We start from the raw sequence: 24,697 nt of genomic DNA on the forward strand, positions 1-24,697 counted from the left end.
GCGACCATCGGCACCTTCAAGAAGACCGGCAACGAATACACCGGCGAAATCGTCACCCTGAGCGTTCAGGCCAAGGGCGTGCGCATCGTCCCCGACCTGCGGGCCACCGGCGAGAATGCGCCCTCGCACCGGATCCTGGTAGGCCGCGCGGAGATCGGCGCCGCCTGGTCGAAGCGCTCGAACGAGGGGCGGGACTATCTGGGCCTGAAGCTGGACGATCCGAGCTTTGCGCACCCGATCTATGCCAGCCTCTTCGACGACGAGGACGGTGAGGGCTCGAGCCTGATCTGGTCGCGCCCCAACAGCCGCCGAGGGGAGTAATCCCCCCAACCAGGGCCCCGGTCGAAAGGCCGGGGCCTTTCATCTTGCCAGCGAGCAATGGCTCTCAGCGCAACTCTTCTGTCACGAAGCTGCGCTCGGCCTTGCCGAACCAGGCCGTCTGCGTCTCGCCCGTGTTCCATTCATAGACCAGACCAATGACCCTGCCATCGTCCTTGTTGCGCAGCCGGGCGATTGGCCGGGCCTCGATACGGTTGTTGCGGCTTGAACTGCCGCGATGGTCACAGGTCTGCACGTTCATGGTACTCGTCCCGACTGTCTTAGAACTTCGCTGGCTGGCGATCTGAACCCTTTACGCAAGGTCGCTTCACGGTTGATTTGTGCGCGCTTTCATCACAACCTGACACAACGGTGGGGGAGCGGCCATGCCGTTACCCTTTTTGGTATCGCTGTTTGAGGACTGCACATTTTCTCGTGCGGGAGGGGTAATGGTTTGGACTATTGTTCCGGAAATGGCCCATTTGGATGCCCGGCTGCGGGCAATTGCACCGATGGGCTATTCACTCGTCATCCATGTGCGCAGTTTGACGCCAGAGCATTATGTCTCCACCTATCCGGAGCGTTGGGTCGAGATTTACACTGAGCGGCAATATGCGATGTTTGATCCGGTCAATCTCTGGGCCAGGACGCATTCAGGTCGCATCAGATGGAGTGAAGTGCCGGTCGAAAAGCTCTCGCCTGCTGGAACTCTGATCATGGATCACGCGCGCGAGTATGGCCTCAACTATGGTTGCGGCGTTTCTCGCAGTCGCATTGAAGAATATGGCACGCTCAGCTGCCTGTTTTGCGCCCGCGAGGATCGGGAACTGACCGACGGTGAGCTGGACGAGGTTGAGGGCATATTCAAACAGCTGCTCGCCTCTATCGAGGCGGCAAGACCGCTTTCAGAGATGGAGCGTGCTATCCTTTCTGATCTGGCGAACGGTTTGCCCTATAAGGAAGTCGCGCATCGGCAGGGCGTCAGCACCGAGACCATAAAGAAGCGCCTGGAGCGGATAAGGGACCTGCTCGGGGCGCGGAACTCGGTACAGGCAGTGGCAATCGCTACCAAGCGCGGTCTGATCCTGAACCAGCCAGCGTCAGGGCCTGAATAGCCCGTGCCAGCGTGGGTCAGCGGACATCGTCGGAGTCGTCACTGAGCGATGCGAGGAGAGCATCGATTTCCGCCCAGACCAGCGGCTCCAGCTGACCCCGCACCAATGACCACCGGCTGTCGACCCCCAGAGGGTCCTGATCGGCAAGCAGCCGATCAAAGATGGCGGCGGGCACTGCGACGCTGGTTCTGACGGTCCAGCTTGCCTGACTTGCCCGCCTGTCACTGGAGGGGATGGCATATGTTGCTGAGAGCCCCCACTTCTTGACGGCCTTCCGCAGGGCGGCCCGGATCACCTGTCGGGGGGCAATGCCGCAGGCAACCAGCCCTTGTTCCTGGCGCTTCAACGCGTTCACGCGCACGTCGATCTGGATCGAGGCTTTGGAGTCATCTCTTACCGCATGACCTTCAGATGCGGCGCTTGCGCTCAGCTGCGCTGGCGCACGGGCCTCGGCAACTCTGGGCGGTTCGTCTCTGTCTCCCGTCTGTGCCGGGTTCGTCGTGTTTTGTTGGGGCAGACTGAACGCATAGGCCTGATCCGGCCGTGTCACGAGGGGGATGCGCTTTCGGACCATGTCACTCTCAGCCGCTGATGATTGCGTTCAGGATGTCGGTAGCTTCTTCCAGCGCCTCGACGAGGGGCCGAACATGGGGCTTCATCAGTGGGTTGGGGTCGTTCTGTCGCGCGAACGCAATGGCGTGAAGAAGGCCGAGCCGATCCATCTCCTTGAAGGCGTTGCGGTGCATCATCACGGTCTCGATGACCGGGAAACAGTTGACCGCCTGTGCGATCAGTTCCGCATCGGCCTTGGTGGGTTTCGCGGGGACCATGTTCAGAACCACATGATGCTGGGGAAGGGCGCTCGGGTCGTCCACACGGGTCCGCAGATGGGCGAACCAGTCTGCGGTCTGGATGCCGACCTTGAAGTCGGTCGTCGAGAGCATCACCGGGGTCACGATGTGATCAGCCAGCACCGCGACGCTGTCCGACCAGTCCGCGCCGACACCGGCTGTGTCGATGAAGATCAGATCCGCAAGATCCTCGGCATAGACCCGGTCGATCTCCTGCTCGATGGCGACAATGCTGAGCGCCCTGGTGCGGGTCAGCAGGGGTGAACTGTACCCGGCACCCTCGGCCCGTTCATACCAGGCACCGAGTGCATCGGTCCCGTCGGTGTCCATGAGGGTGACCCGGCGACCGGCGGCGATAGCGGCGCTGATCAGGGCGCGGCTCAGCGTGGTTTTGCCCGACCCGCCTTTGCGGGCCATCGCGGCGATTACGCGCAAGGAGTCATTTGGCATGGCACACCTGCAATAATGGTTACTCGTAAACACAAGAGCTTTATTGTCGTAGGGCGCTGACCGGGATGCGTCAAGCGGGACGCAAGGCGCAGATCGCAGGAAGCGGCACGCATTATGCGGCTTCCAGAGGACGTGGCGCAGGCAACGTGATGCAGATCCCATTCCCCTTCCGGCACTTCCCACTCCGCAGGATGCAGGACGCAAAGAGCGCGATGCAGATGCCAGAAGACATGCTCCAGAGCGCAGATAACGGGAGGCATTTCGCATTGAGCGGAATGCATATCGCAGGGGGCGTGATGCATTCCGCAGACAACAGGAAACCGCCCTTTGGGGGCGGTTTTTCATAATGAGTACAAGACCGTAGGCCCGACTCCGCTTGTGCTGGGAGTCGGCGGGCTTGTACGATCTTGGCAAGGATGACTTTCATAGCCTTTTCGCGCGCGGCATTGCCGAACACTTCATAGGCATCCATGATCTCATCCAGCTTAAAGCGGTGCGTGACGAGCTTACCCGGATCGACCTTGCCCGATTGCAGGGTTTTCAGCAGCATCGGCGTGGTGTTGGTACAGACCAGACCCATGGCGATGTTGATGTTCTTGATCCATAGTTCTTCAATATGGAGTTCGACGGGTTTGCCGTGAACGCCGACGTTAGCGATATTTCCGCCCGCTGAAACGATTTTCTGGCAGATGTCGAAGGTAGCAGGGACTCCGACTGCTTCAATCGCAACATCAACGCCGAGATTTTCTGTCAACTCCATGATGCGAGCAACGGGGTCTTCTGCGCCGACCTGAATCGTGTCCGTAGCGCCGAACTGGACGGCGAGCTCCAGCCGTGCTGGATCCATATCTATCATCACGATTCGGCCGGGTGAGTAGAATTGGGAGGTAAGAAGCACCGACATGCCCACCGGTCCGGCGCCGATGATGGCGATGGTGTCGCCCGGTTTGACGTGACCGGCCTGTACACCAATCTCCAGGCCGGTCGGCATGATGTCCGAAAGCATGACCAGCGCCTCTTCGTCCGCCCCGGCGGGGATCGGATACAGAGAATTGTCCGCATGGGGGATCCGGACATATTCGGCCTGTGTGCCGTCTATCTTGTGGCCAAGGATCCAGCCTCCATCCGAACAATGCGCGTATAGCTGCCGCTTGCAGTTGGGACAGGAACCACAGGAGGTGACGCAGGAGATAAGTACCGCATCACCCTCCTTGAAGTTCCGCACCGCCGACCCGACCTCTGCGACTACTCCGACACCCTCATGCCCCAGGGTCCGGCCCGGCGTCACTGCGGGCACATCACCCTTAAGGATGTGCAGGTCCGTGCCACAGATAGTCGTCTTGGTCATGCGAACAATCACATCAGTGGGCTTGGCGATGACCGGCCGTTCTTTTTCGATCCAGTCCTTTTGCCCCGGCCCCTGATAAACAAGCGCTTTCATTGCTCTCTCCCTTCAATGCACGAACCTGCAACATTTGTATTGCCTTGCCCTCTATGGCGCGTGTCCGATTTTCGGACAATCAGCCGAGAGTAGTGACCAAAGCAAAGCGGGCGCCCCGAAGGACGCCCGTTGTACTGGTCTCTGGCTCAGGCCCGTTCGGGGACCGGAAGCCCAAGCCAGTCCTTGTAAAAGGTGTCGATATCCGGCTCAAAGTCATGGATCACCGGGTACCAGGGCGTCGGAGCCTCGACATCCAAAAGGTCGCCTGAAACCGGACAGAAATATTCGCGGATCACTTGCCACTCAGGCGATGGCGCCATGAGCCGGGGATAAAGCTCCTCCATCTGCGGGGCGGTGTTGCGGACACGGATACGAGCGTGCAGCTTCCAGTTCTGATCCCATTCACAGAAATCGTATCCGGCATGGCTGCGGATCATCCATTTCTTATCGGACTGGCGTTGCACGATGTAGAGTTTGGGTCCCAAGGGCAGGATGATCGGATCCTTCCACTCGACTTGCTCCTGCAGGATCTCGATATAGATCTGGAACCGCTCCTTGTCTTTGGGCGTCGAGAGCATGGTGTGCAGCGTGTCTCGATCAATCTTACCTTCGACGAGATCTTTGATTTTGGCTTTGGTATAGGCCATTTTGTCCTCCCTTGGATCGGCCTTGAAAGAAGAGCCCGCGCTACGGGGGAAGTGGTAGCGCGGGCGAGGCAGCGATTATTCCTCGACGAACTGGACGGTCTTCACATCCGGAAGTTCCGAGATATCCATAGAATATTCGCGCCCGTAGGACGGAATCGGCAGATCCGCTTCCAGCAGTTTCCAGTCGGCGGGCAGGTCCCAGAATTCGCGGAAATCCTGCTCGAACCGCGGGCCGAGCTTGAAGGAGGCGGCGAACATCTGCTGCACATGGGTGCCGGCATCCTTGGCGAGGATCTTCTCTCGCTCGGCGGCCATCCATTCAGCGGTCGGAACCGATTCCTCAAGTCTTGCCTTACGGATCGCTCGGCGCTTCGCGTCTGTCGCGGCTTGATCCACTCCCTGCATGCCGTCACCGGCTTTGGTGAGGACGACGCCATAGACGCTCTCGGCAAAGCGCGGCAAGAGATAGCCCCCGTTGACGTCATCGGCGACCTTCTGAGGTTCGCGTTCCAGCGGATCGCCAAAGCCCGGACCACCGCGCATGTAGTTCAGGTAGAGGTCATAGTCCTTGAACATCGCCTCCGTGGTGATGGCCTGCTTGTCGCGCTTGATGCGCGCGTCGGGCAGCATCCCCTCCCAGACCGGGCTTTGCGGATCGGTATCGCCACCATGCGGGATGGCGCCGCCTTCGGCGATGATCTCCTTCAGGCGGGTGTCGTGCGCCTCGAACCGGTAACCGGAGGCTGCGGGATAGCCCCCCATCAGACCCCAGTCGGAGCTGATGTGCCCGTTGCCCATGAAGAACATCGTCCAGTCCTTGGCGTTCCAGACCATGCGCAGGCTTTCGAATCCGCAGCCGCCGCGATACTTGCCTGCGCCTCCCGAGGACGCCTTGATCTGCCGGCCAAGGTAGACCAGCGGCTCCGCCAGTTCCCAGATCTCCATGTCGCCCATGTCGCCCTCCGGGTTCCAGACGGCAGCGGCATGGCTGATCCCATCCATATGGGCGGTGGCCCCCACCCCGTTCGCGGCGCATTCGAAGGAGTTCACCGCGTGGATCTCGTCGTACTGGTTGAACCCCCCGCCCTGGAGCCAGTTGGAGGTGTTGGCGTTACCGGCATTCACCTCCTCCAGATAGCCGCGGCCGAAGTAGCTGCGCGACAGGCCCCGCCACAGCGCCGTCCACGAACTCACCAGGAAGTGCCACGAATAGCTGAACGCCACCCGCCGGTCGTCCGGATTCATCCAGGTGCCCTTCGGCAAGCGGAACTCGGTGCCGTAGGCGGCGCCGTCGTTGATCATCTCGGTCGGGATGAGGCTTTGCGTCATCATCACCCAGATGCCGGAGGTGAAGGACACCTGATGGGCGTTGTAGGTGTGCCAGCCCCAGCGGGACGCCCCCTCGAAGTCCAGCCGCCAGGTGCCGTCGCCCCGGATGGTGATCTCGGACGGCGTGTGCATGATCGTGTCGACCTTGGCGAAATCGGACGGCACGCGCACGTCCTCATGCGCATAGGGCACGTCGACGAAACCCACCTGGCGGTATTTGCCGGGGATGGTCATCGCCTTAATGCGGGCCTGAAGACCCACGCGGCCGTGTTCGACCGCCTCATAGGCGAATTTCCAGTAGGAGTCGATGCCTTCGTCGGCGATCACCTCCTCCACCAGCTTGCGGATCATGTGGCAGCCTGCGACGCGGGTGCGCTCGTCCAGCATCCAGTAGCGAGTGGTGCGCACCATGCGCTGCGATTCATGCAGCCAGTCGCGCTTCAGCTCGTCGTTCTCACCGATCTTGCGGCAGGTGATGGAATAGCCGTCGCCGAAGCGCTGCACCTGCCCCGTGGACATGGAACCCGGCCCGACCGATCCGGTGTCGATCACGTGGGTCACGCCGCCGACCCAACCGATCAGCTCGCCTTCATGGAAGATCGGCACGATCGTGTGGATGTCGCAGGGGTGGACGTTGCCGATCAGGCTGTCGTTGTTGCAGAAGATGTCCTTATCCTTGATGCCGGGGTTATGTTCCCAGCCGTTCTCGATCATGTATTTGATCGCCGCGCCCATGGTGCCCACGTGGATGATGATCCCCGTGGAGGTCAGGATGCTGTCGCCCGCCGCGTTGTAGAGGGTGAAGCAGAGTTCCCCCTCCTGCTCCACGATGGGCGAGGCCGCGATCTTCTTGGCGGTTTCGCGGGCGTCCACCACCCCAGCCCGCAGGCGCGAGAACAGCTTGTTATACTTGATCGGGTCGCTGTCGCGCAGCTCCATCGTCTGGAGCCCGGCGTAGTGCTTGGTCCGCTTCGTAGCCTCCATCAGCCGGTCGCGGTGTTCCTTCAGGGTCTCGCCTCCGCGCACGATGCCGCGGGTTTGGACCGTCGATTGCATGTTCATGACCTATCTCCTCCCTGAGACCGTCAGACTTCTTTGAGATGGAAGAGCCGGTGCCCGTCCAGGAACGTCTCGAACCCGCCGGGCACGACGAAGGTCGTCGCGTCAGATTCGATGATGGCGGGGCCGGTGATGCGGTTGCCCGGGCGAAGCGTCTCCATCTGATAAAGCTGAGCATCCACCCATTTCTTGTGGCGGTAGAACTTGCGGGTCCCGAGCCTCGCCTCCTCCGGCGGAGTCTCGCCTTGCAATTCTTCCTTGGGGATTTTGGGTTTCGGGATCGGCACCGTGCCACGCATGATCGCTCCGGTGACCGAATAGCCAAGTTCCGGAGAGCGCGCCGAGGCGGCATAGACACGGCCGTAAGTGTCGTTGAAAGCGTCGACCAGCTTGTCCCAGTCCTCGGACGTATGGGCTTCAGTGATCGGACTTTCAATCTCCAGGTCGTTCAGTTGCCCGCGATACTGCATGCGGAAGCCCGGTTGCAACCTCACCTTGTCAGGGGTGTAGCCGTTGATCTCGAACTCTTCGAGGACGCGTTCCTTCAGTTCCTCCCAGGCTTCCTGCAGGATCTTTGCCTGAGCGGTCTTCAGATCGTCCCCGGCATCAGTGGCGATGTTGATGTCCAGCGATTTGTCATAGCGGTATTCGAAATCCGCCGCCGCGCAGCCAAAGGCACTGAACCCCGCCGCCCAGGCCGGCACGATGACATCCTCGAACCCCAGCCCCTCGGTATAGCCGTAGGTATGGACCGGCCCCGCACCGCCGTAGGAGAAGCAGACGAAGTTCCCCGGCGTAGACCCCTTGCCCGAGATCATGGAACGCAGGTAGTCGCGCAGGTCGCTGTCCAGCAGTTCGATGACGCCCGCAGCCGCGTCTTCGACCGACAGCCCCAGTGGATCGGCGATCTGTTCCTTCATCGCGTTCCAGGCGCGTTCGCGGTCCAGCTTCACCTGGCCGCCGAGGAAGTTGTCGGGGTTCAGGTAACCGAGGATCACGTGGCAGTCGGAGATCGTGACCGTCTCGATCCCCGATTCCTCCCAGCAGACGCCGACCCGGTAGCCGGCGCTGTCCGGACCCAGCTTGATCGCCTTGGTGTAAGGATCGAGCCGGATGAAAGACCCGGCCCCTGCGCCGACCGAATCCATGGCGACCAGTGGCAGCGACAACACGAGCCGCGCCATGTCCGGGTCGTTGCGGATGGTCAGTTCGTTCTGAGTGATGAGCGCCACGTCGAAGGACGTACCCCCGATATCCGAACAGGCGATGTTGGAATAACCCAGCACCTCGCCCAGGTATTTCGCGCCGATCACGCCGCCGATGGGGCCCGACACGATGGTGCGTGCCAGTTCCTTGGCCTTCCAGCTGATCGTGCCGCCATGGGTCGCCATCACCCGAAAGTCGAATTTCGATCCGTTCTCCTTGAAGGAGGTGGAGATCCTGTTCAGCGTCTGGCGGGAGGGTTCCGCAGCATAGGCCTCCAGGATTGTGGTGTTGGTACGGTGGGTTTCCTTGCGTACCGGGTAATAATCGGTGGAGGCGAAGACCGGGATTTTTTTGCCAGACTTGCGGACCTCCTCCAGCACGATGTCGCGTACGCGGCGTTCATGCGCGGGATTGCGATAGCTGTGCAGAAGGGAAATCACGATCCCCTCTACGTCCAGATCGATCAGGTCTTTCGCGGAAGTCAGGGCGGTTTCCTCGCGCAGCGGGATCACCACCGTGCCGGACATGTCCACCCGCTCCATCACGCCGCGCGTCAGCTGCCTCGGCACCAGCGGTTCATCGTAGTAGTGGGTGTTGAGGTGGATGCGGTCCTCGTAGGCGAAGCCCAGATAGGCCTGGATCGCGCGGCCCATGCGATGGAAATCCTCCATCCCGGCATTCACGATCAGCCCAACGCGGAGCCCCTTACGCTGCACCACGCGATTGAGCATGGCGGTACCGGAATAGACGCCGGTCTGGATCTCGCCCAGAGCTTCCTCCAGCGTTAGCCCCCAGCGTTCCAGCCCCTCCTTCGAAGAGGCAATCAGGCCGAGCGCCTCGTTTTGCGGCGTCGATTGCGCCTTGCCGACGACGAAGTCACCCTCGCTGTCGACGAAAAATGTATCGGTCATGGTGCCGCCGGCATCAATGCCAAGCACCTGCACCTTACGGTGCGATTGTTTGTCCAATGGCACGGGTTTTCCTCCTCCCATTGCGCCACCTCCCCGTGACGCAAGAAGAAGGATGCAACCCGTGCGGGTGGATGTGTTGTCCGTTTTTCGGACATATCATCGGACATGCTGCGGACGCTCTGCCGCACCAGCACAAAGTATGTCTAGTGCCTGCGTCCGCGTGGCACGCCATACTGCTCAAGCTTGAGATAAAGCGTTGATCGGGAAATGCCGAGGCGGCGTGCCGTCTCGGTCATATTGCCGTTGCACATCGCCACGGCGTCCAGAATCTCTGTCCGCTCGTGATCACGCAGTGTTTCCTCTCGTCGAGGACGCCGATTCTCGGCGATGCCAGTTGGAAGGTCCGCAACATCAATCAGCCGACTAAACGAAGTAACGGAAAGCGTTTCAATCAGGTTGCGCAACTCCCTGAGGTTGCCAGGCCAGGCATAGGCTTGCAACCTTATCATGGCTGCTCGGGTAAAGCGTAGCGGACTGCCTTTTCGCCGGTCGGAATATCGCTCCGAAAAAAGGCGGACCAGATCCGGCACCTCATTACGTCGTTCGGACAGTGCTGGGATGTGCAAGATTGCCCCGGAGAGGCGAAAGTACAGATCCGCCCGCAAATGCCCTGATGCCAGCCGTTCCGACAGCGGCTCTGACGACACGCTGATCAGCCGGATCGGTGCCTGCGCACGGCGCTGAAGATGAGCCAACGCCTGTGACAATGATGCCTGTGTGGCTGGCGCTGTCTCAACCGGTTCATCAAGAATCAGCGTCCCCCCCTTGGCCAGGAGGTGTGACATCCAACCACCACTTGCATCTCCACGCAAGGAAGCGGCATCCAGCAGACTGCAATCAACGAGTTCAATTGGTAGAGGTTTGCCGGCTTCATGCAGCGCCCGTGCAAGCGTTTCCTTGCCGCTGCCCGCAGGCCCTTTGATCAACAACGGCAACCCGCCCCTGTACATTTCCAGGGCCTGATGGGTAATCATAGCCATTGACGCACCGGTCGCAGCTATCGCCGCAAGGCTGGTCCCGGCATTCACAGAGCGCGCGTTCCCTGAGGGTAACCGCAGAATCAAACCAACAGCCTCGCCCCGATCAACGACCAGGTCCACCCCGGCACCAGGGAGCGCGACAGAGAAGTGTTCGGCCAATTGCCGTACATCTCTGCCTGCGGTATCGTTCAGGTCTTCGAGACCAGAGCTTGACACGACACCCGAAGCACGACCGCTCGCCCAGATCTGTTGCCCATTGCGGTCAAAAATCGCCAGATTATCGTCGTGCCGCGCTGATGATGACAGAAGGTGCTGCAGCAGGACCTCACGCTCATGCAGAGCAGCGCTTCGCAACGCCTCCTCGATTTGCATTGAGAGAGATACAGAAAAGGCTGCGACTTGCGCGAACGCCAGTCCGGTCGGTGCTGAGATGTCTATTGCCCCCAGGAGTTGGCCGGTAGCCGGGTCATGGACTGGAGCAGCCGCGCAGGACCAGCGTTGAATAGCCTCGCAGAAATGCTCCGTGCCGGCGATCGTCACTGCTCGGCCTGTATGCAGGGCGGTACCTATGGCGTTGGTTCCAATAGCGCGTTCATCCCATCGCCCGCCTGGGTGCAGATGGTTTTCTTCACCGCGTGAAAGGATGCGCGGATCCCCTACCGCATCAAGGATGATGCCCCTGCTGTCGCTCAGCAACAGCATCGCTCCCGCTTCGCCGAGCATGTAACCCGCACGCTGGAATGCTCCATGTGCGGCTGTGCGCAATCGCGAACTACGCTTGCGGTAGCCATTCAGTTCTTCCTTGGCAACACTAGGAGCGCAGGTGAGAGAGACGATATCCCTGTTGTCCCTGGACCTGACCCACGATCGCAGAACGACCTCCCGTATGCTCGGGGGAACCTTCCCCAAAGCACGGAATCGCTCCCAGTCCTCCTTCTGGATGCTTTCCGCCATTTTCGTCTCCCGGGTGGGGTGAATGAATTCTAGGATCGGTGGCTATCTACATGTCAAGAAAAAAGCCAAAGCGATGATCTGGTCAGCTATCTGGCAACACAGTCAGTTCGGTCGACAGCTGTCCTCTGACCCGGCCCGCTTCTCGCGCGGCAACGCCGCCAAATTAGCTGAAGCCCATGCTCCCGACCGCCCCTCTTACGATCAAGTAATGTGAGAACTGCACCATAGCTGAGCCGGCACAGGACATCGCATCTCCGAACAGGAGCATGCCCTGTTCATTCACAGGTAAGCCCACCGTACCTATTTCCAACCGATTTTGGGTTTTTAGAAGGCTGCGGACAAGAGGACAGGTGCCCGCCTGTGCAGATACTAGCGCTCCGACAAAAACCCTGATGCACGGGCACATTCGACCGTGCGATACCAGCGTATGCAATTGCCCGTTGAAACCGGGGTAACTCTGTTGCACAAATCACGTGAGGGATTCATCGTGAGAATCCAGCGTGGTAGCTGGAGGTCATGAGCAGACCGACATCTCCTACCTACAAGACCAGGAACTGGCCCGCCTACAACAAGGCGCTGAAGCGCCGAGGCTCTCTGACGATCTGGTTTGATCCCGCCATGACTTGGGAGGCCAAGCCGACCGGTAAGCGCGGTAGGCAGCCTGCCTACGGTGACGCAGCAATCCAGACCTGCCTGACAATGAAAGTGCTGTTCGGAATGGCCCTCCGCCAGACGACTGGCGTCGTTGAGAGCCTGTTGCAACTGATCGGCCTGGATTGGGCGGTGCCGGACTTCAGCACGCTGTCGCGACGCCAAAAGACCCTGAAGGTGAACATCCCCTATCGTGGCTCGGACGGCCCCCTGCACCTGCTGATCGACAGCACAGGCATCAAGGTTGAGGGTGAAGGCGAGTGGAACGCCCGCAAGCATGGCGGCGCCAAACGCCGGGTTTGGCGCAAGATCCACATCGGGATCGATGAGAAAACCTTGGAAATACGCGCGGCAGAGTTCACCACCAGCGACGTGGGCGATGCGCCGATGCTGCCCGAACTGCTCGATCAGATCCCGCCCGAGCAAGAGATCGGCAGCGTCACCGCCGACGGTGCCTTCGACACCCGCAAGTGCCATGACGCGATCGCCGCCCGTGGGGCAGCAGCCATCATCCCGCCCCGTAAGAACGCCAGGTTCTGGAAACCTGATACCGTCGGCGCAATCGCGCGCAACGAGATCCTGCGCACATCAAAGTGCGTCGGCCGGACCATCTGGCGACGATGGAGCGGCTACCATCGCCGAAGCCGCGTCGAGACAAAGATGCACTGTGTAAAATTACTGGGCACGCGTCTGACAGCCCGGGACTTCGATCGTCAGGTTGCGGAGTTCCAGGTCCGTGTCGCCATCCTGAACGGCTTCACGGCACTCGGAACGCCTATCACAGAGGTCGCGGGATAAGTCTGTCCGGGGAAGGGAGACGTCACGCCTTCAGACAATTTGTGCAACAGAGTCGTTCGTGACATCCCGCGCCCCGACCGATCGGGGCGCGGAACAGGGGTTATGCCTTTTCCGTCCCGGCCTTTGCTGCCCCGCCATCCTCCGGTACGGCAGTTGGGGCCTCGTCGGCGACACCAGGGGTGGCGGCGGCCTCGACAGCGAAGGTGACTTCGCCATCGACCCAGGCGCAGACCACCCGGCTGCCCTCGATGATCTCGCCGCCGAGCATCGCTTTGGCGAGCTTCGTCTCGAGCAACTGGCGGATCTGCCGGCGCAGCTCGCGCGCTCCGAATTCGGGCTGGTAGCCTTCCTTCGACAGGTGATCGATCAGGCTCTCATCGAAGACCAGTTCGATATCCTGCGACTGCGCGAGCCGCGCCACCCGGTCCAGCTGAAGCCGGACGATCAAGGAGATCTGCGCCTGATCCAGCGACTGGAAGATGATGATCTCGTCGATCCGGTTCAGGAACTCGGGCCGGAAATGGCTGCGCAGCACGCTCATCACGCCTTCTCGCTGCTTGGCCTGTTCGCTGCCGCTCAGGACATAGCCGGGTTTGTGCTTGCCGCCCATGATGACGTCGGAGGCGAGGTTAGAGGTTGCGATGATCAGCGTGTTGGTGAAATCCACAACCCTGCCTTTGCCGTCCGTCAGCCGTCCGTCGTCGAAGACCTGCAAGAGCACATTGTAGACATCGGGGTGCGCCTTTTCGATCTCGTCGAGCAGAATCACCGAATAGGGCCTGCGGCGCACGCGCTCGGTCAGCTGCCCGCCCTCGTCATAGCCGACATAGCCCGGAGGCGCACCGATCAGCCGTGCCACCGCATGGCGCTCCATGTATTCGCTCATGTCGATGCGCACGATGGCGTCCTCATCGCCGAAGACCACCTCGGCCAGCGCCTTGGCAAGCTCGGTTTTGCCGACGCCGGTCGGCCCGAGGAAGAGGAAGGTCGCGATCGGCCGTTTGCCCTGTTGCAGGCCGGCGCGTGACAGACGCACCGCGTCGGAGACCGCACGGATCGCCTCGTCCTGACCGATCACCCGCTCATGCAGGCGTTCCTCCATTTTCAGGAGCTTTGCCTTTTCCTCTTCGGTCAAATCATTGACCGGAATGCCGGTGAGGTTCGAGACGATTTCGGCCACATGATCTGGCGAGACCTCGGCGGTCGAGGACCCGATCTTCTTCTTCCAGGCCTCGGTCGCGGTCTTCAGCGCCTCGTCTTTGGTGGTGATCTTTTCCTCGATGGTCTTGGCGCGGTCGAACTGTTTGCGCGAGGCTGCATAGCTTTGCTCGCGCTTCAGCTGCGCGATTTCGGCCTCCAGTTCCTGGATATCCGCCGGGCGCGAGGTCGAAGACAGCCGCACCCGTGCCGCCGCTTGGTCGATCAGGTCGATGGCCTTGTCGGGCAGGAAGCGGCCCGTCACATAGCGGTCCGAGAGCTCCGCCGCCGCCACGAAGGCCTCATCGAGGATGTTGACCTTGTGGTGTGCCTCCAGCCGGTCGCGCAGCCCGCGCAGGATGTTGATCGTCTGCTCGACCGTGGGCTCGGCCACGAAGACCGGCTGGAAGCGGCGCTCCAGTGCGGCATCCTTCTCGATGTATTTCTGATATTCCTTCAGCGTGGTCGCACCGATCAGGTTCATCTCGCCGCGCGCCATTGCGGGCTTGAAGGTATTGGCGATGTCGAGCCCGCCCTCGCCGCCACCCTGCCCGGCGCCGACGATGGTATGCACCTCATCGATGAACAGCAGCAGGCCCTCATTGTTCGCGGTGATCTCATCCATCACCTGTTTGACGCGCTCTTCGAACTCGCCGCGATACTTGGCACCGGCGACCAGAGAATTGACGTTCAGTTCCACCAGCCGCTTGTCGCGCAGGACCTCTGGCACCTCGCCGTTGACGATGCGCTGCGCCAAGCCCTCGATGATCGCGGTCTTGCCGACGCCAGGTTCGCCGATCAGAACGGGGTTGTTCTTCTTGCGCCGGGCCAGAACCTCGATGGTCTGCTCGATCTCTTTGGATCGACCGATCACCGGGTCGAGCTTGCCCTCACGCGCCATTTTCGACAGGTCGCGGCTGTATTTGTCGAGGTTCGGCGTGTTGGTGGGCGTCGCCACCTCGCCTTCCTCGGCGCCTTTGCCGACGACCTTGACCGTCTGCTGACGCATGGCATTGGGCGAGAGGCCATATTTCGCCAGCAGATCGCCCGCATAGCTTTCGCGCACCTCGGCAAGGCCGAGCAGGATGTGTTCCGGCCCGACATAGGAATGGCCCAGCTCGCGCGAGGCGATGAAGGCGCGGTCCAGCGCGCCTTTTACCCGGGGCGACACGCCGATCTGCTTGCCGTCGGAACTGTCGCCGCCGGTGGTCGGGAAATTCGCGTCGATCTCGGCCCGCAGATCGTCGACCGAGATCTTGAACTGCTTGAGGATCGCCTGCACCACATCGCTCTGGGTCAGTTCATAGAGCAGATGCTCGCTGTCGACCTCGCGTTTGCCTGACTGGACCGCGCGTTCGGCGGCGCGTTGCAGGATCTCGCGCGCCTGTTCGCTGAAATGCTGTTCCAGATTGACGGTTTCGCGATCCTGCTCAGGCCGACCCAGAGGAGCCTCTGCGCCTGCGAAGAAATCGTCGAAGAGCCCGCCCCGGAACAGGGATTCCAGGGGCGACAATGCGCGCTGATGGCGCGAGAGCTGCTGATAGTGATAGTCGCAAACATTCAGCTGGCGGCGTTGGCCGTCCTGAACCACGGCGACGCGCACCGATGCCGGGCGCTGGCCGCAAATATCGCACATGAGTTGAGCCATCTCAGGTCTCCTCTGGAAAAGTGGGGATCGCGGTAGTGATCTGCTGTCTTCGCAGATTGCCGCAAACTGCCGGATCAGCTGTGATTTCGATCAATCCAGCCGGCGAATTTCAGCATGAAGCCGCTCAGGAATTTCTCGGAATCGGCATTTGCGATCCCGCCATCGGCATCGAGCATCTTGTCGACATGCCCCAGATAGGCCTCGGGCTGCTGCAGCGTCGGCACGTCAAGGAACACCAGCGATTGCCGCAAGTGATGGTTCGCCCCGAATGCCGACAGCCCGCCCGGCGAACAACTGACCACCGCACCGGGCTTCCCGGCCCAGACGCTTTGCCCGTAAGGCCGCGAACCGACATCGAGCGCGTTTTTCAGCGCGGCGGGGACGGAGCGGTTGTATTCCGGCGTCACGAACAGCACCGCGTCGGCAGGGCGGATCCGGTCGCGGAACGTTGTCCACGCCGCGGGCGGCGTCCCTTCTTCGAGATCAGGATTATAAAGCGGCAGATCGGCGATTTCGACGATCTCCGCCTTGAGGGTAGCGGGCGCGAGGTCGGCAAGAGCCCTGGCGATCTGACGGCTGAATGAGCCCTTGCGCAGGCTCCCGACAAGGATAGCGACATTGAACGTGGTCATGGTGCGTCTCCGGTTTGATCAGAATTCTTCGTAACGGGCCGGGTCCTGGTCGCGCAGGCGACCATCCGGGCGGGCGAGCGTGGCGATCTGCGCCATATCCTCGGGCGAGAGCGCGAAATCGAAGATCGCGAGGTTCTCGGCCTGCCGCGCGGGCGAGGCCGAACGGGGCAGCGGCAGCGAGCCCAATTGATGATGCCAGCGCAGCACGACCTGGCCAACCGAACGCCCCAGCCGCTCGGCAATGGCGGTCAGGACGGGATCCTTCAGCAACTCGCCGCGGCCAAGGGGGCTCCAGGCCTCGGTCACGATGCCATGCGCCTTGTCGAAGGCGCGCTGTTCGACCTGCGGAAAACGGGGATGCATCTCGACCTGGTTGACGACCGGGGCGATGCCGGTCTCGCTCATGATCCGCTCCAGATGCGCGGGCAGGAAGTTACTGACCCCGATGGCACGGACCAGCCCCCGCTTGCGCGCCTCGATCAGGGCGCGCCAGGCCTCGACATAGAGCCCCTGTTTCGGGTTCGGCCAGTGGATCAGGTAGAGATCGTAGTAGTCGAGTCCTGCGCGCCAGATGGACTCTTCGATGGTCGCCAGCGCCTCGTCATAGCGATGGTGCCGGCCAGGCAGTTTCGAGGTGATGCGCAGGCTCTCGCGCGGCAAGCCGGAACGGCGGATCGCCTCGCCCACGGCACCCTCGTTTTCGTAGTTGAAAGCGGAATCAATCAGCCGGTAGCCACTATGCAACGCCGAAGTGATTGCCTCGACGCCTTGCGTGCCGTTCAGACTCCATGCGCCGAAACCCACGGCAGGCAGGGCTACACCGTCTGTCAGACGCAGTTCGGGGATATTTGCCATCTCATGCTCCTTGATTTTCCCGATCCGTCATACGGATCACCCGGCCCCGACATCGCCGAGCGCGACCCCAATGCCGAAGACGATGGCACCGCCAATCACCACCTGAATGATGGTCCTGATCAGCTTGCCCCCCATGAAACGATAGCGGATCCAGGCAATCACAAGCAGTTCGACCACCACGACGACGTAAGCCAGCCGCAGGGCAGTGGTCATATCCGGGATCAGGAAGGGAAGCGTATGCAGCATCCCGCCGAGTCCGGTCGAAAGGCCTGTGATCATGCCGCGACGAACCGGTCCGCCGCGACCAGTGATCGAGCCGTCATCTGACAGGGCTTCCGCGAGGCCCATGCTGATCGCCGCGCCCAACGAGGCCGCAAGCCCCACGAGGAAGGCGTTGAATGGCTTTCCAGTGACCCCCGCCGCGGCAAAAATCGGCGCGAGGGTCGATACCGAACCGTCCATCAGTCCCAGAAGGCCGGGCTGAATCTCCTGGAGCACACGTTTGCGTTCGGTGGCGGATGGAACATCGACTGGCGTTCCGGTCATCTGACATGTCTCCCTGGGGCGCATGAGCAGGAGCCCATTTCGAAGTTCGAAAAGAGGCTAATGGGTCTAACGCAAAGAAAGCCCTTCCGGATCCCGGAAAGCGATTTGCTTTCCCGGTTTGCGCCAGCCCAATCATTTCTCTTCTTGAGTCGGGGATATGCTAGCTCACGAGAGATAAGTTGGAAAATGAATTGAATGACTTCAAATAAGTCGAAATGAGAATGGAAGTTCTGAAGGGTTCCGGCTGACTTGATCGAACGCGTCAGCGCATCTCACCTCCAGCAGCTATCTCTGATTTGACACAAGTCGGATCGTGCGTTTTATCTATAATTATGACCCACCGACCACCACACCCTCCGCGCGAGACCATCGCCAACCGTATCGCAACCGCGCTGTCGGAGCGCATCATTGCAGGAACCATCCGGCCCGACACCCGGTTGCGACAGGATCATATCGCTGAAGAATTTGGCGCCAGCCATGTCCCGGTTCGCGAAGCCTTTCGGCAGCTGGAAGCACAGGGCCTCGCGATCAGTGAGCCGCGACGCGGCTTCCGCGTGACATCATTCGACGTCGCCGAACTGCGTGAGGTCGCGGAGATGCGCGCCGCGCTGGAAAGTCTCGCGTTGCGTCATGCGGCGGCTCATCTCACTCCTGACCTGCTGGCTGCGGCCGGCAAAGCCACAAGTGCCGCCGAAAGCGCAGGGCATGTAAGGGATTGGGAGGAGGCGAACCGCGCCTTCCATCGCATGTTGCTTGCTCCCTGCGGGATGCCCCGCCTGATGGCCAGCATCGACGATTTGCACGCCGCCAGTGCGCGCTTTCTGTTTGCCGCATGGCGCTCGGACTGGGAGGCGCGAACCGACCATGATCACCGGGCCATCCTCTCGGCCCTGAGGCAAGGTCGGACGGATCTGGCCTGCCAGGTTCTGGCACGGCATGTGGGGTGGATCGGTCGCACCCCTGCAGCCAGAACAAATCCAGAATTATCAATCGGATGGAAGAAGAAGGTATAAATTATCTATACTTTGTATTGCCCAACAGGAAGAATCTGCCCTTCATTATAGATAGTTAATGAAAGGGGTATCTTCATGCATTCCGAGCCTCAGGCTCCAAACCTGTCCCAATCCGCCCTGCAAGCACCATCACTTGTCCTCGGAGCGGCGGTTCTGATCGCCGTCGCCGCCAAGGTCCAGATTCCCTTCTGGCCGGTGCCCATGACCCTTCACACGCTCGCGGTCCTCGCGATTTCGGTGATACTGGGCCCACGTCTCGGCTTTGCGGCCATGGCAACTTATCTCGCAGCGGGCCTCCTGGGCTTTCCAGTCTTTTCCGGCTCACCCGAGCGCGGCATCGGCCTTGCTTATGCTCTTGGACCGACCGGTGGCTATCTTCTGGGCTACTTGCTTGCGGCAGGTCTCACAGGCTGGCTCGCGGCCAAACAAGGGATTGTCGGGACGTTCGGCGCAATGCTTGCGGGGTTGCTGGTCGTCTATGTGGCCGGGCTGGCATGGCTCGCTGCCTTTTTGCCGGCATCCCAGCTTTTGGCGGCTGGCTTCCTGCCCTTCATAATCGGCGATCTCGTCAAGATAGCGCTGGCCCTAATGCTCGTGACGGGCTTTCGCCGCATGAGAGCGTAATGATGGTACGTCACGACTGGACAATGGCCGAGGCGCAGCACTTCTACGATCTGCCCCTGCCGGATCTGATGTATCGCGCCCAGACGGCCCATCGGGAACACTTCGATCCGACTGTGGTCGAGACCGCCAGCCTTCTGTCCATCAAGACCGGCGGATGCCCCGAGGACTGTGGCTATTGCTCGCAAAGCGCGCATCACAAGACAGGGGTCAAAGCCACCAGGCTGATGGAGGTCGAAGAGGTTCTTACCGCCGCGCGCCGCGCCGCCGCCTCCGGAGCACAGCGCTTTTGTATGGGAGCGGCGTGGCGCAGCCCCAAAGAGCGGGACATGGACAAACTCTGCGCGATGGTGCGCGGCGTCACTGAACTGGGTCTTGAAACCTGCATGACCCTCGGGATGCTGACACCTGATCAAGTCGTCCGCTTGAAGGCAGCGGGGCTGGATTTCTACAACCACAATATCGACACCTCGCCGGAATACTATGCCACCATAACCACCACGAGGACGATGGAGGATCGCCTAGAAACCATCGGCCATGTCCGCAAGGGCGGTATCAGGGTCTGTTCAGGCGGGATCCTTGGGATGGGCGAAGAAGCCACCGATCGAATCGCCATGCTCGTCACCCTGGCCACTCTTCCCGCACATCCGGATTCCGTCCCCGTCAACCTCTGGAACGAGATTGCGAACACCCCTGTTCAAAGCCGTGCGAAGCCGGTGGATCCGTTCGCTCTGGTGCGCACCGTGGCCCTGGCCCGCCTCCTGATGCCGGCAAGCGTGGTACGACTCTCTGCAGGTCGCACCGGAATGAGCGACGAACTGCAGGTTCTGTGCTTCCTTGCCGGGGCAAACTCCATCTTTATCGGCGATGTTCTCCTGACCACGGAGAATCCCGCAGCCTGGAAGGATCAGGATATGATGGCTCGGCTCGGGATGCGCTTTGCACCGGCAAAGGGGTCTGTCCAGACCATTGAGCCTGCGGTTCCGTCACGGCGAACAGCTTAACCAATCGTGCCTGGGATGAGCCCAAAAACGGTGACGAAATGGGGCAGGCGCGCGAGACCAAGCTCGACCACAAAGCCAAGTGTAAAGAGTTCGCGCCCTGCCGTCCCGACCGCAGCGGCTGAGACGATGGGGGCGTTCAGTCGCCGCATCCAGAGACGCAGCACGCTCTTCGCAACTTCGAGGTCTCGGGCCGCCTGCGCTACTGCAACGCCCCGGTCCGTCACCAGCCTCACGGCCTCAACTTTGAACTCGCGGCTGAACTCCGCCTAGTCATATCTGCACTCCAGTTCATTGGTCACGATCTTATCTTCGTGTCCACGAAACCGGCAGCAGATCACCCTGACTTACTGGTTCCCGACGAGGCCACGTATTGAATTGCATGGCATCTGATTGGTGGGACCCTGTAAGCTCCCTCAAGCCAAAGGACCTGGTTCATACAGGCTTTCTGGGAGTTTCCGGCTCCCCGTGTATCTCGCGGACCAGATCCAACCAGGCCTGGGCAGCTGGTGAGAGCCAGGCACCCTCACGCCAGACCATTGCCATGTTCCATTCCGCATCGGGTTCATTCACGGGGACCGCATTCAAACTCCGCATCCGATGCTGGGCGGCAATCATCCGGGGCAGGAAGGCGACTCCCAGTCCCGCGCTGACCAGTTCGACCATGAAGTCCGTCTGGCCACTTCGGGCCACCACATCCGGCTCGAACCCTGAGCGTTTGCAGGCATCGAGCACCATACGGTGCAATGCAAAACCACTATCAAACAGGATGAAGGGCGTCTCCTTCAGATCCAGCATCGAAACTGACTGCGCCTCTGCCAGCGGATGATCCGGCGGCAGCAGGGCGACGATCGGTTCACGGCGTACCGGCTGGTACGCGAACTCCCCGGAGACCGGCAGCAAAGCACCGGCAAAATCGATCTCGCCCGCGCGCAAAACCGCACCCAACTGGTCACTGCCATATTCGGTCAACCGCACCTCGATGCCCGGATAGCGCTGACGGTAGATGGCAAAGAGCGGCGCGAACACCGTGCTGCTACCCACCGGCGGCAGGCCGAGGCGCAACGTGCCCCGCCGTACGCCCCTGATCTCGTCAAGCTCGGCCAGAAGGTCATCCCGATCAGCCAGCAGTTTCAATCCCCGGCGATAGACCACCTCACCGGCAGGCGTCATCACGCTGCGATGTCCGATCCGGTCCAAAAGCGGCAGGCCGATCTCGTCCTCCAGCTGCTTCACCGCCTTACTGACGGTGGACTGGGTGGCAAAGACGGTCTTGGCCGCATTGGAAAAGCCACCTTGTCGCACGACCTCGACGAAAGCACGCAACGGGCGGAAATCCATAACAAGTCTCCTTTGGAATACACTCAATTCAATCAATTCATTTTTAGAATGACAAGCCCTGCCCTATGTTGGGTTCAAAGGATTTCGCCATGACCGCTCGCCATCGGACCGCCCGCTTTCTGCATCATCACCCCGCTGCGCAGGTGTTGACCGTCTTCGCTTTCTGGCTTCTGGGGGAGGCAGTGACCCGGCTCGGCGGCATTCCACTGCCGGGCGGGATCATCGGGCTAGGCCTGCTGCTTTTCCTCCTGATCATGCGGCGCATCAGCAGCCTAAGTATACGGCGCGGCGCCGGCTGGTTTCTGTCGGACATGCTGCTCTTTTTTGTTCCGGCCGTGCTAGCGGTGCTGGATCACCCCGAGCTTTTCGGTCTGACCGGGCTGAAGATCCTTTTCGTGATCCTGACCAGCACTGCGCTGGTGATGCTTGCCACCGCGTTCACTGTGGATCGGTGCTGGAAATACCTTGGCCACAGAGAGGCATCGGGTCATGCCTGAGTCCCTGATCCATATTCTGCTCTGGTCCAGCCTGACCATCGGTTTTTACTGGCTGTCGAAACGGATCTATCGCCGCTGGCCGCGCTGGTGGCTGATGCCGCTTGCGGTGACGCCGCTTCTGCTGATGATGGTGGTTGTCTCGTTTCACGAAAGCTATCGCGACTATATCGACGGCACTCATTGGCTGGTCCTGTTGCTTGGCCCGGCGACCGTGGCTTTCGCCATCCCGATCTACGAACAGCGCGGCCTGATCCGGCGTCACTGGCCGGTGCTGCTGGTCGGCATGCTGGTGGGCAGCGTAGTCTCCATCCTGTCGAGTTGGGGGCTTGCGGCTCTGGTCGGGCTGGATGGAGCAATCCGGCTCAGTCTTCTGCCACGCTCGGTCAGCACCCCTTTCGCGATGGAGGTCTCGGGAGAGATCGGTGGCATTCCCGACCTGACGGCGGTTTTCGTCGTGATCACCGGCATCGCAGGGGCAGTGCTGGGCGATCTGATCTTGGCGCGGTTCCGCATTGCCACGGCGCTGGCGCGTGGGTCATTGTTCGGCTTGGGGGCCCATGGCGCCGGCACCGCCCGAGCCCATCAGATCGGCGCAACCGAGGGCGCTGTGGCCGGGTTGGTCATGGTGCTGGTCGGGCTCCTGAATGTGCTGGCGGCCCCGCTGGTCGCACTATTGCCGGGATGAGCCGGGGATGAACACAAATCTCCTTCGTCTGCCCTTTGATCGTATTGTCGCGGCCTGGCGGGACGCGCTTGCCACAGCCATCGCGGGCGCACTTGCCTGGCTGCTGGCGGGATGGCTCTTTGGCCATACGCATCCGGTTTTCGCTATCGTCACGGCCATCGTCTGTCTTGCACCGGGCCTCCCCAATCACGGGCGTCAGGCTATTGGGTTGATGCTCGGCGTGGCCATCGGCATTCTGACCGGCGAACTTGCGCTTCTGGTGCCCGATCACCTGATGGCGGCCGGAACGTTGGCGTTGCTGCGTATGTCTGGCGCGGTGCTGTGCTCGATCCTGATCGCCTCCGCTTTCGGCCTGCCCGCCGTCGTGCCGATCCAGGCCGGTGTCTCGGCGGTGCTGGTTCTGGCGATGGGACCCGAGAACGCGGGCTGGCACCGGATGCAGGATGTTCTTGTGGGCACGGGCGTCGGCCTTGTGTTCAGTCAGGTCCTGCTGACGCCGGATCCCCTGCGCCAGATCGACAGCACCATGCAAAATCTGTTGCTGCGGATCGGCACCGGCCTCGACGCGGCCGCCGAAGCACTGCGGCTCTCTGATCCGCGCCGGGCCAATGCCGCGCTGAATCTGATGCTGCGAACTCAGGAGGACCTTGCGCTACTGCGCGCAGGGGCCGATGCAGCGCGCTACTCGGCGCGCTGGTCGCTGCGCGGACGCCTTGCCGCCGGGCCGGTCACCGGAGCTGCGGATCAGAGCGAGCATGACGCGATCCGCGCCTGCGCCGCCGCCCTTTTGCTGGTCGACGCGCTCCATGAGGCGCTTTTGCGTGGTCATACACCGCCGGAAGGATTGGAAGACCGTATCAGGGCGCTCGCGGCACATGCCTCCGGGAAAGCGGACCTTCCGCCATCCGGCGAAGATCAGCCGCTGTCCGGACCCGTCGACGCGGAATGGCTGTCGGTGATTTCGCCTCTGCGTATCCTGAGCGCAATCCTGCCAGCGCGTGCCGGTTCCGGGGCGTCACAGAACCGTTCGCGCCCCTCTGTATCCTCACCTGACCCCTCATGACGAAAGGATAAACCATGTCCGTCAAAGACAAAGCCATACTGGTCACCGGCGCGAGCCAGGGCATCGGTCGAGGTGTCGCGCTGCGCCTCGCCAAAGACGGCGCCAATCTTGCGCTTGTCGATATCAAGGCAGACAAGCTTGAGGCCGTAAAGGCCGAGGTCGAAGCGCTCGGCGTCAAGGCCACCACCTTCACCGCCGATGTCAGCAACCGCGATCAGGTATTCGCCGCCGTCGATCACGCCGAACGGGAACTGGGCGGCTTCGATGTCATCATCAACAATGCCGGCATCGCACAGGTCAAGCCTCTGGATGATGTCCGCCCCGAGGATCTGGAGCGGATCTACCGCATCAATATCGACGGCGTGGTCTGGGGCATCCAGGCGGCGGCGTCGAAGTTCAGAGCGCGCGGCCACAAGGGTAAGATCATCAACGCCTCGTCCATCGCGGGCCATGACGGTTTCGCGCTGCTGGGCGTCTATTCGGCAACCAAATTCGCCGTGCGCGCCCTGACCCAGGCGGCGGCCAAGGAATATGCCTCGCATCAGATCACGGTGAACGCCTATTGCCCCGGCATCGTCGGCACCGACATGTGGGTCGAGATTGACGAGCGGTTCTCGGAGCTGACCGGCACACCGAAGGGCGAGACCTACAAGAAATATGTGGACGGTATCGCCTTGGGCCGCGCCCAGACCCCCGACGACGTCGCGGCGCTGGTCGCCTTCCTGTCTTCTGACGATTCCGACTACATCACCGGACAGGCCATCCTGACCGATGGCGGTATCGTCTATCGCTGAGCGCTCCCGTCCGGCGCGCGATGTCGCGCCGGAC

The 24,697-nt window shown here is 61.3% G+C and carries 24 protein-coding genes and 1 pseudogene; 11 read left to right on the top strand and 14 right to left on the bottom strand.

The genetic code is table 11. From position 1 onward, the window contains the following. The coding region (locus XINFAN_RS20275; RefSeq protein WP_148087163.1) for a DUF736 domain-containing protein at nucleotides 1–321 on the top strand (321 nt) is incomplete at its 5' end. Nucleotides 322–385: 64 nt separating this feature from the next. On the opposite strand, the gene XINFAN_RS20280 is transcribed toward XINFAN_RS20275, so the two are convergent. Continuing rightward, complete coding sequence (locus tag XINFAN_RS20280) at nucleotides 386–580, bottom strand: hypothetical protein (protein ID WP_124088671.1); 195 nt, start codon at nucleotides 578–580, stop codon at nucleotides 386–388. Nucleotides 581–704: 124 nt separating this feature from the next. Between XINFAN_RS20280 and XINFAN_RS20285 the strand changes: the two genes are divergently transcribed. After that, nucleotides 705–1,433 carry a helix-turn-helix transcriptional regulator gene (locus tag XINFAN_RS20285; protein ID WP_124088672.1) on the top strand — a complete coding sequence of 243 codons (729 nt, stop codon included), beginning with the start codon at nucleotides 705–707 and terminating at the stop codon, nucleotides 1,431–1,433. Between the two features lie 16 nt (nucleotides 1,434–1,449). On the opposite strand, the gene XINFAN_RS20290 is transcribed toward XINFAN_RS20285, so the two are convergent. The 7 genes from XINFAN_RS20290 to XINFAN_RS20320 form a co-directional block, all read right to left on the bottom strand. Further along, nucleotides 1,450–2,007, bottom strand: a complete 558-nt coding sequence (locus XINFAN_RS20290; RefSeq protein WP_124088673.1) for a hypothetical protein — start codon at nucleotides 2,005–2,007, stop codon at nucleotides 1,450–1,452. 7 nt (nucleotides 2,008–2,014) lie between these two features. After that, nucleotides 2,015–2,734 carry a nucleotide-binding protein gene (locus tag XINFAN_RS20295; protein WP_124088674.1) on the bottom strand — a complete coding sequence of 240 codons (720 nt, stop codon included), beginning with the start codon at nucleotides 2,732–2,734 and terminating at the stop codon, nucleotides 2,015–2,017. Between the two features lie 112 nt (nucleotides 2,735–2,846). Further along, entirely contained in the window at nucleotides 2,847–4,175 is a 1,329-nt protein-coding gene (locus tag XINFAN_RS20300; RefSeq protein WP_233352426.1) for a zinc-dependent alcohol dehydrogenase family protein, read from the bottom strand. Nucleotides 4,176–4,321: 146 nt separating this feature from the next. Continuing rightward, complete coding sequence (locus tag XINFAN_RS20305) at nucleotides 4,322–4,822, bottom strand: acetone carboxylase subunit gamma (RefSeq protein ID WP_124088675.1); 501 nt, start codon at nucleotides 4,820–4,822, stop codon at nucleotides 4,322–4,324. A 75-nt stretch (nucleotides 4,823–4,897) separates the two neighbouring features. Then, nucleotides 4,898–7,213, bottom strand: a complete 2,316-nt coding sequence (locus tag XINFAN_RS20310; RefSeq protein ID WP_124088676.1) for a hydantoinase B/oxoprolinase family protein — start codon at nucleotides 7,211–7,213, stop codon at nucleotides 4,898–4,900. 23 nt (nucleotides 7,214–7,236) lie between these two features. Beyond that, nucleotides 7,237–9,390 (bottom strand): hydantoinase/oxoprolinase family protein, encoded by a 2,154-nt coding sequence (locus XINFAN_RS20315; protein ID WP_233352428.1) that lies wholly within the window; start codon nucleotides 9,388–9,390, stop codon nucleotides 7,237–7,239. A 140-nt stretch (nucleotides 9,391–9,530) separates the two neighbouring features. Continuing rightward, on the bottom strand, nucleotides 9,531–11,321 hold the full coding sequence (locus tag XINFAN_RS20320) for a sigma-54-dependent Fis family transcriptional regulator (RefSeq protein ID WP_124088678.1): 1,791 nt from the start codon (nucleotides 11,319–11,321) through the stop codon (nucleotides 9,531–9,533). A gap of 22 nt (nucleotides 11,322–11,343) precedes the next feature. On the opposite strand from XINFAN_RS20320, the gene XINFAN_RS20325 reads away from it, so the two are divergent. Both XINFAN_RS20325 and XINFAN_RS20330 read left to right on the top strand, forming a co-directional pair. After that, nucleotides 11,344–11,535, top strand: a complete 192-nt coding sequence (locus tag XINFAN_RS20325) for a hypothetical protein (RefSeq protein ID WP_124088679.1) — start codon at nucleotides 11,344–11,346, stop codon at nucleotides 11,533–11,535. A 302-nt stretch (nucleotides 11,536–11,837) separates the two neighbouring features. Beyond that, complete coding sequence (locus tag XINFAN_RS20330; protein WP_124088680.1) at nucleotides 11,838–12,770, top strand: IS5 family transposase; 933 nt, start codon at nucleotides 11,838–11,840, stop codon at nucleotides 12,768–12,770. A gap of 100 nt (nucleotides 12,771–12,870) precedes the next feature. Here XINFAN_RS20330 and XINFAN_RS20335 read toward each other — a convergent pair whose 3' ends face one another. From XINFAN_RS20335 to XINFAN_RS20350, 4 genes are all read right to left on the bottom strand, one after another. Continuing rightward, nucleotides 12,871–15,615, bottom strand: coding sequence for an ATP-dependent Clp protease ATP-binding subunit (locus tag XINFAN_RS20335; RefSeq protein ID WP_124088681.1), 2,745 nt, complete (start codon nucleotides 15,613–15,615; stop codon nucleotides 12,871–12,873). A gap of 74 nt (nucleotides 15,616–15,689) precedes the next feature. Beyond that, nucleotides 15,690–16,247, bottom strand: a complete 558-nt coding sequence (locus XINFAN_RS20340) for an NADPH-dependent FMN reductase (RefSeq protein WP_124088682.1) — start codon at nucleotides 16,245–16,247, stop codon at nucleotides 15,690–15,692. 18 nt (nucleotides 16,248–16,265) lie between these two features. Further along, nucleotides 16,266–17,102: an aldo/keto reductase gene (locus XINFAN_RS20345; RefSeq protein ID WP_124088683.1), complete on the bottom strand. Its 837-nt coding sequence runs from the start codon at nucleotides 17,100–17,102 to the stop codon at nucleotides 16,266–16,268. Nucleotides 17,103–17,138: 36 nt separating this feature from the next. After that, on the bottom strand, nucleotides 17,139–17,648 hold the full coding sequence (locus tag XINFAN_RS20350) for a VIT1/CCC1 transporter family protein (protein WP_124088684.1): 510 nt from the start codon (nucleotides 17,646–17,648) through the stop codon (nucleotides 17,139–17,141). Nucleotides 17,649–17,980: 332 nt separating this feature from the next. Here XINFAN_RS20350 and XINFAN_RS20355 point away from each other — a divergent pair, with 332 nt between their 5' ends. The 3 genes from XINFAN_RS20355 (at nucleotide 17,981) to bioB (ending at nucleotide 20,286) form a co-directional block, all read left to right on the top strand. Beyond that, nucleotides 17,981–18,661 carry a GntR family transcriptional regulator gene (locus XINFAN_RS20355; RefSeq protein ID WP_124088774.1) on the top strand — a complete coding sequence of 227 codons (681 nt, stop codon included), beginning with the start codon at nucleotides 17,981–17,983 and terminating at the stop codon, nucleotides 18,659–18,661. Between the two features lie 75 nt (nucleotides 18,662–18,736). Then, entirely contained in the window at nucleotides 18,737–19,285 is a 549-nt protein-coding gene (locus tag XINFAN_RS20360; protein ID WP_124088685.1) for a biotin transporter BioY, read from the top strand. 2 nt (nucleotides 19,286–19,287) lie between these two features. After that, complete coding sequence (gene bioB, locus XINFAN_RS20365) at nucleotides 19,288–20,286, top strand: biotin synthase BioB (protein ID WP_199286495.1); 999 nt, start codon at nucleotides 19,288–19,290, stop codon at nucleotides 20,284–20,286. 131 nt (nucleotides 20,287–20,417) lie between these two features. Here the strand turns inward: bioB and XINFAN_RS20370 are convergent. Continuing rightward, nucleotides 20,418–20,546, bottom strand: a pseudogene (locus XINFAN_RS20370) (transposase); the annotation flags it as partial. Between the two features lie 172 nt (nucleotides 20,547–20,718). Beyond that, complete coding sequence (locus XINFAN_RS20375; RefSeq protein ID WP_124088687.1) at nucleotides 20,719–21,624, bottom strand: LysR family transcriptional regulator; 906 nt, start codon at nucleotides 21,622–21,624, stop codon at nucleotides 20,719–20,721. An 89-nt stretch (nucleotides 21,625–21,713) separates the two neighbouring features. On the opposite strand from XINFAN_RS20375, the gene XINFAN_RS20380 reads away from it, so the two are divergent. The 4 genes from XINFAN_RS20380 to XINFAN_RS20395 are packed head-to-tail and all read left to right on the top strand — an operon-like array spanning nucleotide 21,714 to nucleotide 24,663. Beyond that, nucleotides 21,714–22,121, top strand: coding sequence for a CidA/LrgA family protein (locus XINFAN_RS20380; RefSeq protein WP_124088688.1), 408 nt, complete (start codon nucleotides 21,714–21,716; stop codon nucleotides 22,119–22,121). After that, nucleotides 22,114–22,806, top strand: a complete 693-nt coding sequence (locus XINFAN_RS22355) for an LrgB family protein (protein ID WP_124088689.1) — start codon at nucleotides 22,114–22,116, stop codon at nucleotides 22,804–22,806. The genes XINFAN_RS20380 and XINFAN_RS22355 overlap by 8 nt, the downstream gene beginning before the upstream one ends. Nucleotides 22,807–22,813: 7 nt before the next feature. Then, on the top strand, nucleotides 22,814–23,869 hold the full coding sequence (locus XINFAN_RS20390) for an FUSC family protein (RefSeq protein ID WP_160144683.1): 1,056 nt from the start codon (nucleotides 22,814–22,816) through the stop codon (nucleotides 23,867–23,869). 14 nt (nucleotides 23,870–23,883) lie between these two features. Continuing rightward, nucleotides 23,884–24,663 (top strand): acetoin reductase, encoded by a 780-nt coding sequence (locus tag XINFAN_RS20395; protein ID WP_124088691.1) that lies wholly within the window; start codon nucleotides 23,884–23,886, stop codon nucleotides 24,661–24,663. Nucleotides 24,664–24,697 lie beyond the last annotated feature (34 nt).

Origin of the sequence: Pseudogemmobacter humi (genome assembly GCF_900609055.1) — a bacterium.
Lineage (GTDB): Bacteria > Pseudomonadota > Alphaproteobacteria > Rhodobacterales > Rhodobacteraceae > Pseudogemmobacter > Pseudogemmobacter humi.

What these genes read in the sequence shown, in the direction of transcription:
- XINFAN_RS20280 (WP_124088671.1), bottom strand. Translation starts at nt 580, where the DNA reads ATGAACGTGCAGACCTGTGACCATCGCGGCAGTTCAAGCCGCAACAAC.
- XINFAN_RS20285 (WP_124088672.1), top strand. Translation starts at nt 705, where the DNA reads ATGCCGTTACCCTTTTTGGTATCGCTGTTTGAGGACTGCACATTTTCT.
- XINFAN_RS20290 (WP_124088673.1), bottom strand. Translation starts at nt 2,007, where the DNA reads ATGGTCCGAAAGCGCATCCCCCTCGTGACACGGCCGGATCAGGCCTAT.
- XINFAN_RS20295 (WP_124088674.1), bottom strand. Translation starts at nt 2,734, where the DNA reads ATGCCAAATGACTCCTTGCGCGTAATCGCCGCGATGGCCCGCAAAGGC.
- XINFAN_RS20300 (WP_233352426.1), bottom strand. Translation starts at nt 4,175, where the DNA reads ATGAAAGCGCTTGTTTATCAGGGGCCGGGGCAAAAGGACTGGATCGAA.
- XINFAN_RS20305 (WP_124088675.1), bottom strand. Translation starts at nt 4,822, where the DNA reads ATGGCCTATACCAAAGCCAAAATCAAAGATCTCGTCGAAGGTAAGATT.
- XINFAN_RS20310 (WP_124088676.1), bottom strand. Translation starts at nt 7,213, where the DNA reads ATGAACATGCAATCGACGGTCCAAACCCGCGGCATCGTGCGCGGAGGC.
- XINFAN_RS20320 (WP_124088678.1), bottom strand. Translation starts at nt 11,321, where the DNA reads ATGGCGGAAAGCATCCAGAAGGAGGACTGGGAGCGATTCCGTGCTTTG.
- XINFAN_RS20325 (WP_124088679.1), top strand. Translation starts at nt 11,344, where the DNA reads ATGAATTCTAGGATCGGTGGCTATCTACATGTCAAGAAAAAAGCCAAA.
- XINFAN_RS20330 (WP_124088680.1), top strand. Translation starts at nt 11,838, where the DNA reads ATGAGCAGACCGACATCTCCTACCTACAAGACCAGGAACTGGCCCGCC.
- XINFAN_RS20335 (WP_124088681.1), bottom strand. Translation starts at nt 15,615, where the DNA reads ATGGCTCAACTCATGTGCGATATTTGCGGCCAGCGCCCGGCATCGGTG.
- XINFAN_RS20340 (WP_124088682.1), bottom strand. Translation starts at nt 16,247, where the DNA reads ATGACCACGTTCAATGTCGCTATCCTTGTCGGGAGCCTGCGCAAGGGC.
- XINFAN_RS20345 (WP_124088683.1), bottom strand. Translation starts at nt 17,102, where the DNA reads ATGGCAAATATCCCCGAACTGCGTCTGACAGACGGTGTAGCCCTGCCT.
- XINFAN_RS20350 (WP_124088684.1), bottom strand. Translation starts at nt 17,648, where the DNA reads ATGACCGGAACGCCAGTCGATGTTCCATCCGCCACCGAACGCAAACGT.
- XINFAN_RS20355 (WP_124088774.1), top strand. Translation starts at nt 17,981, where the DNA reads ATGACCCACCGACCACCACACCCTCCGCGCGAGACCATCGCCAACCGT.
- XINFAN_RS20360 (WP_124088685.1), top strand. Translation starts at nt 18,737, where the DNA reads ATGCATTCCGAGCCTCAGGCTCCAAACCTGTCCCAATCCGCCCTGCAA.
- bioB (WP_199286495.1), top strand. Translation starts at nt 19,288, where the DNA reads ATGGTACGTCACGACTGGACAATGGCCGAGGCGCAGCACTTCTACGAT.
- XINFAN_RS20375 (WP_124088687.1), bottom strand. Translation starts at nt 21,624, where the DNA reads ATGGATTTCCGCCCGTTGCGTGCTTTCGTCGAGGTCGTGCGACAAGGT.
- XINFAN_RS20380 (WP_124088688.1), top strand. Translation starts at nt 21,714, where the DNA reads ATGACCGCTCGCCATCGGACCGCCCGCTTTCTGCATCATCACCCCGCT.
- XINFAN_RS22355 (WP_124088689.1), top strand. Translation starts at nt 22,114, where the DNA reads ATGCCTGAGTCCCTGATCCATATTCTGCTCTGGTCCAGCCTGACCATC.
- XINFAN_RS20390 (WP_160144683.1), top strand. Translation starts at nt 22,814, where the DNA reads ATGAACACAAATCTCCTTCGTCTGCCCTTTGATCGTATTGTCGCGGCC.
- XINFAN_RS20395 (WP_124088691.1), top strand. Translation starts at nt 23,884, where the DNA reads ATGTCCGTCAAAGACAAAGCCATACTGGTCACCGGCGCGAGCCAGGGC.